This window comes from Nocardia sp. NPDC047038, from assembly GCF_040644075.1.
GTDB classification, from domain to species: Bacteria; Actinomycetota; Actinomycetes; order Mycobacteriales; family Mycobacteriaceae; genus Nocardia; species Nocardia sichangensis.
Map to the genome: position 1 here is coordinate 62,091 of NZ_JBEYVQ010000023.1, position 14,229 is coordinate 76,319.

Annotated in this window: 10 protein-coding genes; 4 read left to right on the forward strand and 6 right to left on the reverse strand. The window is 68.5% G+C overall.

Annotated elements, in window-relative coordinates; all coding sequences use genetic code 11:
- Window positions 1–121: 121 nt before the first annotated feature.
- Genes idi through ABZ824_RS36385 form a run of 4 tightly spaced genes read right to left on the reverse strand, consistent with a single transcriptional unit; the run spans window position 122 to window position 4,599 of the window.
- Window positions 122–697, reverse strand: a complete 576-nt coding sequence (gene idi / locus ABZ824_RS36370; protein WP_355080797.1) for an isopentenyl-diphosphate Delta-isomerase — start codon at window positions 695–697, stop codon at window positions 122–124.
- Window positions 694–1,566 (reverse strand): geranyl diphosphate 2-C-methyltransferase, encoded by an 873-nt coding sequence (locus ABZ824_RS36375; protein WP_355080798.1) that lies wholly within the window; start codon window positions 1,564–1,566, stop codon window positions 694–696. Before ABZ824_RS36375 ends, idi begins: the two co-directional genes overlap by 4 nt.
- Before the next feature lie 43 nt (window positions 1,567–1,609).
- Window positions 1,610–3,178 carry a family 2 encapsulin nanocompartment cargo protein terpene cyclase gene (locus ABZ824_RS36380; protein ID WP_356969039.1) on the reverse strand — a complete coding sequence of 523 codons (1,569 nt, stop codon included), beginning with the start codon at window positions 3,176–3,178 and terminating at the stop codon, window positions 1,610–1,612.
- A 14-nt stretch (window positions 3,179–3,192) separates the two neighbouring features.
- Complete coding sequence (locus ABZ824_RS36385; protein ID WP_355080802.1) at window positions 3,193–4,599, reverse strand: family 2B encapsulin nanocompartment shell protein; 1,407 nt, start codon at window positions 4,597–4,599, stop codon at window positions 3,193–3,195.
- Window positions 4,600–5,401: 802 nt separating this feature from the next.
- Between ABZ824_RS36385 and ABZ824_RS36390 the strand changes: the two genes are divergently transcribed.
- Together ABZ824_RS36390 and ABZ824_RS36395 are read left to right on the forward strand one after the other, a co-directional pair.
- On the forward strand, window positions 5,402–8,353 hold the full coding sequence (locus tag ABZ824_RS36390; protein ID WP_356969041.1) for an acyl-CoA synthetase: 2,952 nt from the start codon (window positions 5,402–5,404) through the stop codon (window positions 8,351–8,353).
- Between the two features lie 56 nt (window positions 8,354–8,409).
- Window positions 8,410–9,009 (forward strand): class I SAM-dependent methyltransferase, encoded by a 600-nt coding sequence (locus ABZ824_RS36395; protein WP_356969043.1) that lies wholly within the window; start codon window positions 8,410–8,412, stop codon window positions 9,007–9,009.
- Window positions 9,010–9,027: 18 nt separating this feature from the next.
- Here the strand turns inward: ABZ824_RS36395 and rffA are convergent, their stop codons facing one another.
- Entirely contained in the window at window positions 9,028–10,167 is a 1,140-nt protein-coding gene (rffA, locus tag ABZ824_RS36400; protein ID WP_356969045.1) for a dTDP-4-amino-4,6-dideoxygalactose transaminase, read from the reverse strand.
- Window positions 10,157–11,257, reverse strand: a complete 1,101-nt coding sequence (locus tag ABZ824_RS36405) for a glycosyltransferase family 2 protein (RefSeq protein ID WP_355080809.1) — start codon at window positions 11,255–11,257, stop codon at window positions 10,157–10,159. The genes rffA and ABZ824_RS36405 overlap by 11 nt, the downstream gene beginning before the upstream one ends.
- 269 nt (window positions 11,258–11,526) lie before the next feature.
- On the opposite strand from ABZ824_RS36405, the gene ABZ824_RS36410 reads away from it, so the two are divergent.
- Entirely contained in the window at window positions 11,527–13,698 is a 2,172-nt protein-coding gene (locus tag ABZ824_RS36410; RefSeq protein WP_356969070.1) for a hypothetical protein, read from the forward strand.
- A 23-nt stretch (window positions 13,699–13,721) separates the two neighbouring features.
- On the forward strand, window positions 13,722–14,186 hold the full coding sequence (locus tag ABZ824_RS36415) for a GtrA family protein (RefSeq protein WP_356969072.1): 465 nt from the start codon (window positions 13,722–13,724) through the stop codon (window positions 14,184–14,186).
- The last annotated feature ends 43 nt before the right edge of the window (window positions 14,187–14,229 follow it).

The window sequence follows — 14,229 nt, forward strand, 5'->3', positions numbered from 1 at the left end:
CAACCGGCTCGGGAGGGAAAGCCGTCGTGAATTCGCGGGCTGGATCGAGGCAGCCGCGCCGCCTGCGCAGTCGGCGAGATTTGTTCGGCTGCCTCGGACCAGGAGAAAACGATACGACGAATCAGTGCGCAGAGGTTCCTGTGACGTGCGCGTGTTCCGCGACGTCGAGGACACCGGCCAGCCATGGGGTGTAGGCGTCCGGGTTGTCGGCCAGCGCGTCGCGTAGCGCGTCCGGCTGAATCCACGCGAAGTCGGCGACCTCGGCCGGATCCGGTCGAGGGTTGCCGATGTCGAGGCGCCCGATCAGAACGTGATCCCACTCGGATTCGACGCGGCCGGTACGCAGGTCCGCCGCGTGGTAGCGGTAGATCCCGGCCTCGGTGAGCGCGATCGTCAGGCCCATTTCCTCGGCCAGCCGCAGCCCCGCCGCGGCAGCGACCGGTTCGCCGGGTGCGGGGTGGCCACAGCAGGTATTGGCCCACAGCGACGGGAACCTGGTCTTGACCGCCGCACGCTGCTGCAAGAGCACCCGGCCCGCCGAGTCGAACAGCAAGACGGAGAACGCGCGGTGCAGTCGTCCCGGGGCCAGGTGTGCCTCGGCGACCGTGCACGCGCCGACCGCGCGGCCCGCGTCGTCGACGAGTTCGACGGGCAGGGCCTCGCGGTCGGTGTACGGCTGGGCGAGGGCGTCGGTCACCTGCCCACCTTATCGGCGGCGATGAGCAGGTAGTGGAAGCTCCCCTCCTGGTACGCGGTCAGGAACGGCTTCTCGACGCCGGTGGCGAGCTCGGAATGCGTGCGCAGCTCCCAGTACGGGATGGTCGCCGCGGTGAGTTCGGTCACGGAGATGGGCACCAGGTTGTTCGCGGCCAGGGCGCGGAAGTACTCGCCGCGCGGATGGATCATGCAGCCGTAGTGCGCGTCGATCCAGCTGACCGAGGACGCGCGACCGCCGGTCACGTCGTTGGAGCAGCCGGTGATGCACACGTAGCGTCCGCCCGGCTCCAGCAGGCGGGAGAACTCGCTGAACAAATCGAAGAGGTCCACGTACATCGTGGTCTCGTTGGTCCAGATCCCGCGCATGGAACCGGTCTCGAAGCCGGTGTCGAGCATGTTGCGGAAGTGGAACCGCACTTTGTCCGCGACGCCGCGGTGAACAGCCTGGTCATTGGCGAAGCCGACCTGATATTCGGAGATGGTCACGCCGTCGACCTGGCAGCCGAAGCGCTGGTTGGCCATGAAGCTGGTGCCACCGCGCCCCGAGCCGCCGTCGAGCAGTCGGTCGCCGGGCCGGACGTCGCCGAGGTGGTCGAGCAGGAAGTCCGCCTGCGCGGTCTCCAGCCGGTGCAGTTCGGCGACGATGCGTTCCTCCCGGGTGTCTGCCGGGCCGGTCAGCACGGACAGGTCCGGCTCGCCGATGCCGTAGTGGTGGTGGTAGAGCCCGTCGACCTCACCGAGTTTGGTGTTGACCCGGTCGTCGTTCGGGTTGTTGTTCCAGTACGCGGCGACGGATTTCTGGTAGCTGGTACGCAGAACGGTCCCGGTCTCCGGGTTGAGCATGGTCATGCGCGATCATCCTCTCTCGGTGCGGTACTGCTTCGTTGCTCTCTTACAGGTGGCTCTGGTGCGGGTCGCGATAGCGCTTGCTGTCGGCGTGCCAGGCGCGGTTGCCTCCCATCCAGGCCCACAGGCCTGCGAGGAAACGGCGTAGTTCCGGCGAGCCGAGCGCGGCCAGGGGCGCCGCTTCTCGTTCGAACCGGTGCACGAGTTCGTCGTGTACCTCGGCGGTGCGCAGCACGGCCTCGCGGCGCGAGCAGCGCTCCTCGGCGGCCAGGACGGTCGGCAGGTTGAACTCCCTGCCGTTGGAGAGATCCTCGCGCGCCATCGAATAGAGGTCGTTGACCATCTGGCTGGCCAGCGCGGCGGTGGTGACCACGCGGCGCACCGCGGGGTCGGTGTACTCGGCGGCCGGTAACTCGTAGCCGCCGACCACGTCGGTCGGCGCCATGCACGGCAGGAAGCTGTGCGGTTGCCGATTGGCGAGGTACTCCCACACCGGCGGCATCCGCCCCGCCGAGCGCCAGCCCGCTTCCGCTCCGAGCGCGATGAACCAGCCCGCGATCTCGGTGCGCAGCCGGGCCAGTTGCGCAGGGCGCGCGTAGCGTGCGAGGTGCTCGAAGGACGTGCGAAACGCGCGCAGGATCGGATCGGCTTCGAGAGCGGCCTCGAGCTGGGCGACGTAACGCGCGGGAAGATGGACCGGGTCCATGGCGGCGGCCGCCAATTCGAGCCGGGGACCCAACTCCGCCTCGGCGCTGGAGGGGGTGCCGTCCGGTGCCCGGTCGTCGGCATCCTCCTCGCAGTAGTAGTCGTCCACGGACCATTCCGAGACCGCGCATTTCGCCGCCGCCAGCAGCCGGTCGGCATCGTCGCAGTCCGGGTGGGCGAGCATGATCAGCCGGCCGAACTCGGCGTCGCGCAACTCCTGCAGCCGCCCCTCGTACAACCCGATGTCCCTGGCCCAGTCGACGATGCCGATGTTGACGGCCTCGGCGAGAGCCGGATCGTCACGCAGCGGCGGCGGGCAGTACAGCGGTGGAATCGGATCCTGCCGATCGCGGCACACCTCGGCGGTGCCGGATCCGGTCGGTGTGCGTGGCACCCGTGCGGGACCGCCCGCGGCATCCGACCCGATGCTCGGTTGCGTCCGCGTGCCCGTGCGAGGTGGCCTCGCGAGGCCGTGTAGCAGAGCCGACGGCGTGCCGAGCCCGGTGGGTCCGGTGGGAATGCGTGGCGCTGCGGGCAACGGAGTTCGTCCCGTCACCAGGGGCGGCCCCGGTGCGGTGGCGAGAACTGCGGCTGCCCCTTCGATGGCTGCTCCCGGTGTGCCGGCGCGGACAGCGGTAGGGGAAGTCGCCGCCACGGCGGGCGTCGTGGCAGCGTCCGCGCCGGTACGGGGAAGCAACAGCGCGGCGGCGCCCAGGCCGGACGGACCGAGCAGAGCGCGCGGTGTGACCCCCGCCTGTCCGGCCACCGACGAAATATTCGGCGAATCAGCCGCTTTCGTCGACAACAGGTCGGCCGGAGCGGTTGTCCGGGTATTGGTGAGTAGCGCGACGACGGTGGCGGCCACCTCATCGGTGGCGTGCGCCGCCGCGGCGCGGGAGAGCACCGACATGCCCATCACCCCGGTCAGTCGGCTTGCCGGGCGACCGAGACGTTGTCGAGCACGCCGAGCGCGTCGGGCACCAGCACGGCCGCCGAGTAATAGCAGCTGATCAGGTAGGAGATGATCGACTGGTCGTCGATGCCCTTGAAGCGCACGTTGAGACTCGGCTCGTATTCGTCCGGAATCCCGGTCTGGTGCAGGCCGATCACGCCCTGGTCCTTCTCGCCGGTGCGCATGGCCAGGATCGAGGTGGTCTGGGTGTCGCTGATCGGGATCTTGCCGCACGGGAAGATCGGTACGCCTCGCCACGCCGGAACCCGGTGCCCGTCCACCTCGACCGGATCCGGGTAGAGCCCGCGCTTGGTGCATTCGCGTCCGAACGCGGCGATCGCCTTCGGATGGGCGAGAAACAGTTTCGTGCTGCGGCGCATGCTGAGCAGTTCGTCGAAGTCGTCCGGGGTGGGCGCGCCGGTCTCGGTGTAGATGCGCTGCTTCAGATCGCAGTTGTGCAGCAGCCCGAAGTCGGGGTTGTTGACCAGGTCGTATTCGCGGCGTTCATAGAGCGCTTCGATGGTCAGGCGCAGCTGCTGCTCGACCTGATTCATCGGGTCGTTGAACAGGTCGGCGACTCGGGTATGCACCCGCAGCACGCTCTGCGCCAGGCTGAGTTCGTATTGGCGTGGGGCGGCGTCGTAATCGACGAACGTGCCCTCCAACAGCGGCTCGCCCGCGTGGCCCGAGGCGATCGCGATGTCCGCCTCGCCTTTGTTGTTCTGCGGATGGGTGGGTGCGGAAGCCACGCGAGAAAGTTGCTCGCGCAATGCCGAAGTTCTGTCGATGAACTCTGTGAGCGATCGTCGCGGAAGGACCAACATGGTTGTTCGCGTGACCGTCTTGATGGTGACCGGCCAGATCGCCGAAGGTTCGGTCAATATCGTGTCGCCGAAGAAGTCGCCGCCGCCGAGGATGCCGAGCTTCGTCTGCTCGCCGTACTCACCCGACCCGATTTTGCTCAATTTGCCGTGCACGATCAGCAGAATTTGATCCATCGGATTGCCGAATTCCGCTACCACAATGCCCGGTTCGAGATCGCGCTGTTCGAAACGGTCCGCGAGGGCGCGCAGCACGTCCTCGTCATCGAATCCGCGCAGCGCCGGAAGTTCTTGCAATTCCAGGGGAATGACGCGTGCGGTGGAGCCGTCGATGACGAATTCCACTTCGCCGTTGCCCACGGTGTGGGTGAGGCGGCGGTTCACTCGGTATACACCGCCGTTGACCTGCGTCCACGGCAGCGCGCGAGTGAGCCATCGCGAGCTGATGCCCTGCATCTGCGGTTCGGATTTGGTGGTGTGCGCGAGCAGGCCCGCGGTACTGGTGCTCAGGCTCCTGCGCACGTTGTTTTCCGTTTGGACTGGCATTTCAATGGTCATGCGTGGTCCTCACCTCGAGACGGCCACCGAGACGTGGTGACGGGTTGTGGAGCAGGGGATTCGAGATCGTCGATAGTTCAGAGTCGCCGGGTGTTCACATCAAACAGCAGCGGGCGTGCCCGCGGAGAGCTCATCGATCGAATTTGCCTACGCGCCAGGGCGTTCCAGACGTGATCGATGGTAGACGCCGAAAGCGGCTGTGCACAGAAAAATTTCGAAGATCGTGCCGACGCGCGCCGGATGGTCACGACACGCGGTCGATTCCGGTAACGGCGGGTTGCGTCCGGAGGTTCGGTCCGAATTGCGTTCTGGTAGCGGCAGATCAGCTATGTGAGCGTTCGACTGCCTCGGCACAAGCGGTGCCGGCGCTCTCTCGATGTGGGCGAATCGGGCGGCCGGAGTGGCCATCGCGGCCATGCCGTGGCATCCACCGGTCGCGAGCGATGCCCCTACTTGCTGTGCTGCCGGACGTAAGCCATGTCCGAGCCGGGGCGTGGGTGCCGCCGGGATACGGTCGAGTAGGTGACCCCTCGATCGATGTGCGCCCGTATTCCGGCGCGGCGCGAAAACGGTGGCGGGCGCCCGGGCACACCGATGGCGCTGACCTATCCGGGTTGCCGGTGGCCGGGGCTGCCGCGATGGAATGTTTCCGCGTCGATACGTGACCGTCAGGGAGCCGACTGCGGCAACCTGGCATGTGACGTGTCACAGCGGACACATAATGGACAAGTGGTGTGGGAAGCTCGTCTGAACACGTCGCCGTGTGTGATGCGGGTCACGTTCTAGGGTAGGGCCAGGAGCGATGGTGAAGTTGAATGCGAAGGTTGTGGTGGGCTCGGTACAGCGGTTGATGGCGACCGCGCAGAACGGCCTGGAGGTCATCCGCTTCGGCGGACTGACCCCTGACGTGGCGTCCTCGCCGTTCGAGGTCGTGGAACGCAGACGCATGTACCGGCTGCGGCATTACTTCCCCGACGACACGACGCCGGGGCGCCCGGTGGCCGTGCTGGTCCCGCCGCTCATGGTGAACGCCGACATCTGGGATGTGAACGCCGAAGAGGGCGCCGTCGGGATCCTGCACCGCGGCGGCATCGACTGCTGGGTGGTGGACTTCGGCTCGCCCGCCAGCGAGGAGGGCGGCTGGCAGCGCGATCTCGCCGACCACGTGCTGGCCGTCAACAGCGCGATCGACACCGTCAACGAGGCCACCGGCAGCGGCGTGCACCTGATGGGCTACTCGCAGGGCGGCATGTTCGCCTACCAGACCGCCGCCTACCGGTACGGCAAGGGCGTGGACAGCATCGTCACCTTCGGCAGCCCGGTCGACATCGTCGCGGGCATGCCGTTCGGGCTGCCCTACGGCATGGTCTCCGACGTCGCGGACTTCCTGGCCGATCATGTGGTCACCCGGTTGCCGATCACCGACTCCATGGTGCGCATCGGCTTCCAGTTGCTCGATCCGGTGAAGACGGCCAAGTCGAGGATCGACTTCCTGCTTCAGCTGCACGACCGCGAGGCGTTGTTGCCGAAGGAGCGCCAGCGCCGATTCCTCAACAGCGAAGGCTGGGTCGGTTACGCGGGCCCGGCCGCGGCGGATCTGCTCAAGCAATTCGTCGCGCACAACCGACTGATGCTCGGCGGTTTCGTGATTCGCGATCACCCGATCTCGCTGGCCGAACTGAAATGCCCGATCCTGGCGTTCGTCGGCGAGGTCGACGACATCGGACAGCCCGCCGCGGTGCGCGGCATCGTGCGGGCCGCGCCGAACGCGGAGGTCTACGAGGCGACATTGGTCGCGGGCCACTTCGGCCTGGTGGCCGGAAGCATGGCCAGCAAACACACCTGGCCGCTGGTGCGGCAGTGGGTGGAATGGATGAACGGCGACAAGCCGCTGCCCCCTGAGATCGTGCCGATGACCGAGCACGTGCCCAGCAATCGCCCCCGCTCGGCGGCCACCCGGGTGGTGCACACCGCCGCGACGCTGGCCGAGGCGGGAACCGGCGTCGGCAAGGCCCTCGAAGGCATCGCGAGCAACACGGTGCGCGGATCGATCGAACTGGCGGGCGAGGCCGCGCGGGCTCTGCCCAGGCTGACCCGCCTCGGCATGATCCAGCCGCACACCCGCATATCGCTCGGCCGTTTGCTGACCGAGCAGACGCGCCGCGCGCCGCAGCGGGACCTCTTCCTGTTCGACGACCGCGTGCACACCAACGCGGCGGTCAACGAGCGCATCGACAACGTGGTGCGCGGCCTGATCTCGGTGGGCGTGCGCCCGGCCATGCGGGTCGGCGTGGTGATGGAGACCCGGCCCAGCGCGCTGGCCTCGGTCGCGGCGCTGTCGCGGCTGGGCGCGGTGGCGGTGCTGCTCGCCCCGCACAGCGACCTGCGCCGCGCGATCGAGCTCACCGGCGTCGAGACGCTGATCTCCGATCCGGAGAATCTGCGGCAGGCCGCCGCGACCGACGCCAGGGTGCTGGTGCTCGGCGGTGGTAGCACGCGCGAGCTGGCGCTGCCCACGACCGACCGCCTGATCGACCTCGAGCAGATCGACCCGGCGCGGGTGCGGGTGCCCGCCTGGTACCGGCCGGACCCCGGTCTGGCGCGCGAGCTGGCGTTCGTGCTCGTCACCGGCACCGGTGACCGGCTGGAGACGAAGTACATCACCAACCACCGCTGGGCGCTGTCGGCGTTCGGCACCGCGACCACGGCCGATCTCAATCGCAGGGACACGGTGTACTGCCTTGCGCCGCTGCATCATTCGTCCGGGCTGCTGGTCAGTCTCGGCGGGGCGATCGCGGGTGGCAGCCGGGTCTCGCTGGCCCGGTCGCTCGACCCGGCGCGCTTCGCCGAGGAGGTGCACCGCTACGGCGTCACCGTGGTGACCTACACCTGGACCATGCTGCGCGACATCCTCGACGCGGAGGTGTTCCCGGACGGCCACAGCCACCCGATCCGTTTGTTCATCGGCTCCGGAATGCCCGCCGGACTGTGGCGGCGCACCGTGGAGCAATTCGAGCCCGCCCGCGTGCTCGAGTACTACGCCTCGATCGAGGGTGACGTGGTGCTGGCCAACGTGGCCGGGGTGAAACGCGGATGCAAGGGGAGGCCGGTTCCCGGCACCGCGAAGGTGGAACTGGTCGCCTACGACCCGCTCACCGAACGCATCTTGGTCGACGGATCCGGCTACGCCCGCCGTTGCGCGGACAACGAGGTGGGTCTGCTGATCGGCAAGGCGTCCGACGGCGTCGACATCTCCGCGGGCGGCCTGCGCGGGGTCTTCACGGCGGGCGACTCCTGGATGCCGACGGAGAATCTGTTCCGCCGCGACAGCGACGGCGACTACTGGCTGATGGACCGCACGGACACGGTGATCCACACCCGGCGCGGACCGGTCTTCGGTCAGCCGATCGTCGACGTGCTCAACGACATCACCGCCGTGGACATGGAAGTCACCTACGGACTGAACGTCGACGACCATTGCATCGCGGTGGCCGCGGTGAGCGTGCGCGAAGGTCTCCGCCTGGACCCGAAGGATGTCACCGAGGCGTTGCGGGTGCTGGACCCGGACCAGCGGCCCGACCTGGTGTACGTGGTGGACGACATCCCGCGCAGCCCGTCGTTCCGTCCGTCCGCCCGCGCCGTGCAGGCGGCGGGCAGGCCGGAGCCGGGACCGGATACCTGGTGGTACAACCGGGCATCGGAAGCCTACGAGATCCTCACCGACGACCAAGCGCGCGCGCTGCTCGGTGGCTGACGCGATACATGTTGCCGAAGAGCCGGATTCATCGACCGATGGCATAGTGAGTGCCTGTGGGAACGAGCCTCATTTACCGCAACGGGACCGTCTACGAGGTCCTGATGCGCGGGTTGTACGGCAAGCACTACACGGCTCGGTATCGCGCTATCGCGGAACTCGTCCCGGAAGGGGCGAGCGTGGTCGATCTGTGCTGCGGACCCGCGACGCTCTACACCCGCTACTTGCGCCACAAGTCGGTCGACTACACCGGGCTCGATCTGAACGAGCGTTTCGTCGCGCGCGTGAACGAAGCGGGCGGGCGGGGCCAGGTGTGGAATTTGCATTCCGGCGACGCGCTGCCCACGGCCGATTACGTCATCATGCAGGCCAGCCTCTACCACTTCCTGCCCGAGCCGCGCCCGCTGCTCGATCGGATGCTCGCTGCGGCCACCGACCGGGTGATCGTCGCCGAACCGGTCCGCAACCTGGCCACCAGCGACAATCCGGTCCTCGCCACGATCGGCAAGCGGTTCACCGACGCGGGCGACGGCGAGCAGGCGCACCGCTTCACCGAGCGGACGCTGGACGAGTTCTTCACGGCGTACGGCCCGCGGGTGGCGCGGCAGTCCCTCATCGCGGGCGGGCGGGAGAAGCTCTACATACTCACCGCGTGAACCGGCGTGCGGGCCGGTTCACACGGTGAACGCGGTGACCGCGTCCACGACGCGGGCCACCTGCGCGTCGGTGAGATCCGGCCAGAGCGGCAGACGCACGACGGTTCCGGAGAACTCCGCGCTGCGGGCGCAGGCCCGCGGCGTGCGGCCGAGCTTGAACCCGGCCGGGCTGGAATCCAATGGGATGTAGTGGAACGGTGCGGAGATACCCCGCGCCGCGAGGTGCGCGATCAGGTCGTCGCGGCGGCGCTCGTTCGGGGTCCGCAGGTAGTACAGATGCGCGGTGTGCCCGCGATCGGCGGGCACGGACATCAGACGGACGTCGTTGCGCTCGGCCCAATCCGGCAGGGCGGCGGCGTAGGCGTCCCACACCCGGTGGCGTCCGGCCTGGATGGTGTCGAACTCGTCCAACTGCGCGTCGAGCACGGCCGCGTTCAGCTCGCTGGGCAGGTAGCTGGAGCCGATGTCCTGCCAGGAGTACTTGTCCACGGCGCCGCGCAGGAACCGGGCCCGGTCGGTGCCCTTCTCCCGGATGATCTCGGCGCGCGCCATCAGGATCTCGTCGGTGAGCAGCAGCGCGCCGCCCTCACCGCAGTGCACGTTCTTGGTGTCGTGGAAGCTCAGCGTGCCCATCGTGCCGATGGTGCCGAGCTTCCGGTCACGCCAGGTGCCGCCGAGTCCGTGCGCGTTGTCCTCCACGACGGCGAAGCCGTGCGTGTTCGCCAGGTCGAGCAGTCCGGCCATGTCGGCGGCGACGCCACCGTAGTGGATGACCACGACGGCCTTCGTCCGCTCGGTGACCACGGCCGCCACCGACTCAGGGTCCAGGTTCCCGGTGGCCGGATCGATGTCGGCGAAGACGCACGTGGCGCCACGCAGCGCCATCGAGGTGGCGGTGGAGGTGAAGGCGAAGCTGGGCACGATCACTTCGTCGTCGGGCCCCAACTCCAGCAGCAGGCCCGCCATTTCCAGCGCGGATGTGCAGGAGGTGGTGAGCAGGGCGTGTGGAGCGCCCGTGATCGCCTTCAGCTTCGCGGTGGCCGACGCGGTGAACTGTCCGTCGCCGTGGCTGTGGTCGGAGGCCAGCACGGCCTCCAGATTCGCTAATTCCCGGCGCGCCCGGTACGGACGGCTGAAGATGACGCGGTCAGTGCTCAACCCGGTCGGTCCCCCTGCTGGCGGTGGTCGCGGTCATTTCCGAAGTGTCCGCCGGACGCGGTGTCGGCGTCTCGACGGTCAGATAGAGCGGTTTGCCCACCAGGATGTGCAGCGCCACGCCCAGGTACTCGGCGATGAGTCCGAGTGAGAACAGGATGGCGCCGGAGCACAGCAGCAGCACCACGATGGTGGATGCCCAGCCTTCCGGCGCCCAGCCGTCGGTGGTCAGCGCTTCGATCACGACGACCGCGGCCATCACGCCGCCGGCCAGCGCCAGGGTGACGCCGAGCAGGCTGACCAGCCGCAACCCGCGGGTCCCGCTGCACAGCACCATCTTCCAGAACAGCGAGAACAGGCGGCGGTAGTTGTAGCCGGACTCCTCTCTGCCCTCGGCGCGCAGCACCACCGGCGCCTGCGCGACGGCGCCGACCACCCAGGTCAGCGCGACGTCCAGGTAGACGCCGTTGGACGCGACCTCGGCCAGTTGCCTGCCGATGTCCCCGCGGATCAGCCGGTAGCTCTCGAACCGGGTGGAATCCGGGAACGCGAACAGCGTCGCGAGCACCAGCTTGGCTCCGCGCGAGGTCAGATTGCGCAGGAAGCCGTGCGGCCTGGTGTTGCTCGGCTTGGAGTAGACCAGATCGGCGCGCTGCGCCAGCGCCGTGTCCAGGAACGTGCTGATGAAGCGGGGATCGTGCTGGCCGTCCTCGTCCATGGTGACGATCCAGTCACCGGCCGCGGCCGACATCCCGGCGATCGTCGCGGCGTCCTGGCCGAAGTTGCGGCTGAGCCAGACGGTGCGCACGGTCGGATAGGTCCGTTGCAGTTCTTGCAGCACCACGTCGGAGCGGTCCGGGCCGTGGTCGTGCACCAGGATGATCTCGGAGACGACGAACGGGGTGCCGCCGGGAGTCTCGGTGGTGCGCGTGAGATCGTGCAGTTCGGCGACCAGACCGGCGATCGTGTCCTCGCCCCGGTACACCGGCACGACCACCGACACCGTGTGCGGCCGGTCCACGCCGGGCCGTGCCGGGTCACCGTTCGTCGCGGGGGCGCCGGAACGGAGTGTGCGGGCGGGTGGGATCGGCATCAGCTGGATCGACTTTCGATGACGGTGCGTGCCGGTACTCGTGGCAGAACTGCGGAGCCCGAACCGGTGTGGACTCTAGCACGGTGCGCCGGGTGGCCAGCGGAGCAGCTGATCATGCCCTCATCTTGGTGGCGTCCGCGACCGATGCCAAGCCGGGAGCCGCCCTGTAGGGTTTGGAACTCGTGACGGACAGTGCAGTGCTCGACTCGCCGCCGGACGCGTATTCGCGGCGAGATGTCTACCGGTGGGGGGTCATCACCGCGCTCGGAGTGGTCGCGGGTTACCTCGCTGTCCTGCTCGCCAACGCCCGGCATTTCTTCACCGACGACACCGAGTCCCAGTACACCTCGTTGTGGGTCGGCCTCGGCCGTGCGCTGCGCGCAGGCGATTTTCCGGTCATGGTGCCCGAGCACTGGATGGCGGGCAACAACACCATGGACGACGCGGGCCTGTTCAACCCGCCGCAACTGCTGATCGATCTGATCGCGCCCTCGGTGGACAACGTCGCGCTGTACGCCACCGTCGTGAAGCTGATCTTCTCGATCATCGCCGCGCTCGGCGTGTACCGCGTCTGCCTCGTCTACGGCGGGCGGCCCGCCTGGTCGGCGGTAGCGGGTATCGCGCTGCCGCTGTCGGGCTTCTTCCTGTTCTTCGACGAAGCCAGCTGGATGACCGCGCTCACCGGCACCGCGTGGATGGTGCACGCCTGGGCGGCCTCGGTCCGCTACACGCGCGGTCGAGGCGGGCCCGTTCCGGTTTTCGTCTACCTGTACCTGACCATCTCGACGCAGTACATCTTCCCCGCGGTCGAAGCGGTGCTGATGCTGCTGGCCGTGGCCGTGGGCGAGCTCGTGTACCAGCGCAAGTGGCAGCCGGTGCTGCGGCTGACGCTGGCGGCGGGCTGCGCCGGGCTCGCGGGCCTGCTGACCTTCCTGCCGAGCATGCTGTCGGCCAAGGTGACCTGGCGCGGCACCGCGCAGATCAACAACGACCAGTTCCTGACGGTGCCGTGGTCGGAGTCGCTGAACGCCAGCCTGCCCAGTTCGATGCCCGCCTTCACGTCGTGGTGGGGTTACGTGCAGCCGCTGCCGGTCACCTACATCGCCTGGTTCCTGATCCCCGCCCTGGCGTTCGTCGACTGGAGGCGAGCCAAGGAGGCGTGGCGGGAGCTGAGCGCGATCGCGATCTTCGCGATCATGATGCTGATGTGGACCGCGGGCCCCGGTTCCGTCGGGCCGCTGCGCTGGCCCGCACGCGTGCTGCCGATGCTGGCCATCGGGCTGCTCGTCCTGGTGTGCGTGCTGCTGGGGCGTTTCGGGACGTTCCGCGATCCGAAGAACCGCGGCATCGCGGCGGGCGTGCTGATCCTGCTGCTGTGGGTGCGCTCCTTCTCCGCCGACCCGCACGACGCCATCTGGCACGTCATCGCGGCCCTGGTGCTGGCGGCGCTGGTGGCGGCGGTGGTGTGGCTCGGGCGCACCAAGGGCACCGCGGCGGCGTGCGCCCTGACCATCGTCGCGATGTTCCCGATCGCCTATTTCCAGGTCGATGCCGCGCAACCCACGCCGATGTCGTGGAATCTGCCGACGAAGCGCTCGGAGGCGATGGCCGCGTTCCCGGACTTCGCGGGCAACACCATCCAGCTGGGCGACCGCGGACTGCTGCAGCCGCAGGACAAGAGCATCGAGGCGGCCTACGGCTCGCTCGTCTTCGGTAACTACGCCCGCGGACTCGAGTTGAACTACGTCAACGGGTACACCCCCAGCGGCCATTTCTACTTCGGTGAGCTGCTGTGCATGCGCTGGGACGGCAGTGTCTGCCCGGACGCCTACCGGCGCATGTTCGCGCCGGAGCCGACCACCGGGCGGCCGTTGGTCGATCTGATGAACCTGGACCGCGTGGTGGTGCAGCGGGCGCTGTTCCCGGACGCGCCCGGCCGGCCCGCACCCGAGGGCTGGACGTGGGTCGAGTATCCCGGGCACGAGCGCTACATCGCGGTGCTGGAACGCGTCGGCGGACCGATCTCGACGACGAACGGCCGCGTGACGGCGACCCAGAAAGCGACCGCGACATCGATCTCCGAGACCGACACCACCAGCCGGGTGCGCGTGTCCTCGGCTGAAGGCGGCCGGGTCGTGTTCGCTCGGCTGGGCTGGCCGGGGTACCGAGTCACGTTGAACGGCAAGTCGCTTCCGATCACGACGGTCGCCAAGTCCTTCATCGCCGTCGATGTTCCCGCGGGCACCCAGGACGCCGAACTGGTGCTGACCTGGCGTCCGCCCGGCTGGAAGATCGGCATCGCCGCCGTGGTGGCGGGTGTGCTCGGCATCGGCGTCCTGCAGTGGCTGTTCGTCCGGTCCCGGCGCCGCGAGGAGCCGGAGGAGAGCGCCGCCGCCGAGCCCGCCGAACCGGATCGCCAGTTGGCGGACGTCGTTTCGTGACGACGAACCCGCCTCCGGTCGCCGTGGGCGCCGACGCGGTGGGCGACGGGCCCCCGGCCGGACTCCTGGTGCGGGTGGTCCGGCGGCAGGAGGTCGCCTTCGCGCTGGTCGGCGCGTGCAACACCCTGCTCGGGATCGCGCTGACCGTGGTGTGGCTGGCGGTGCTGGGTGACGCGTGGCCGCCCGCCGTGGCGGTCGTGCTGGCCTACGCCGTCGGCATCGTCGTCGCTTTCGTCCTGCACCGGACGCTCGTGTTCCGGGTGCGCGGCCGGGTGCTGCGCGACTTCGCGGGCTTCGTCGTGGTGAATTCCGGTGGGTTGCTGATGAACACGGTGCTGCTGTCGCTGGCGGTCTCGGTGCTGCACCTGCCGCGGATTCCGTCGGCCGTCGTGGTGATGGGCCTGGTCGCCGTCGTCAGTTTCTTCGGCCATCGCTACATTTCGTTCCGCCGCAAGCCGGAGGCGCGGACCGAGAACGCGACCGGATGACGCGTCACCGAATGGCATCCCGGTACTGGCTTGCCGGAGCGGC

What these genes read in the sequence shown, in the direction of transcription:
- ABZ824_RS36385 (WP_355080802.1), bottom strand. Translation starts at nt 4,599, where the DNA reads ATGACCATTGAAATGCCAGTCCAAACGGAAAACAACGTGCGCAGGAGC.
- ABZ824_RS36375 (WP_355080798.1), bottom strand. Translation starts at nt 1,566, where the DNA reads ATGACCATGCTCAACCCGGAGACCGGGACCGTTCTGCGTACCAGCTAC.
- ABZ824_RS36405 (WP_355080809.1), bottom strand. Translation starts at nt 11,257, where the DNA reads ATGCCGATCCCACCCGCCCGCACACTCCGTTCCGGCGCCCCCGCGACG.
- ABZ824_RS36380 (WP_356969039.1), bottom strand. Translation starts at nt 3,178, where the DNA reads ATGTCGGTGCTCTCCCGCGCCGCGGCGGCGCACGCCACCGATGAGGTG.
- ABZ824_RS36390 (WP_356969041.1), top strand. Translation starts at nt 5,402, where the DNA reads ATGGTGAAGTTGAATGCGAAGGTTGTGGTGGGCTCGGTACAGCGGTTG.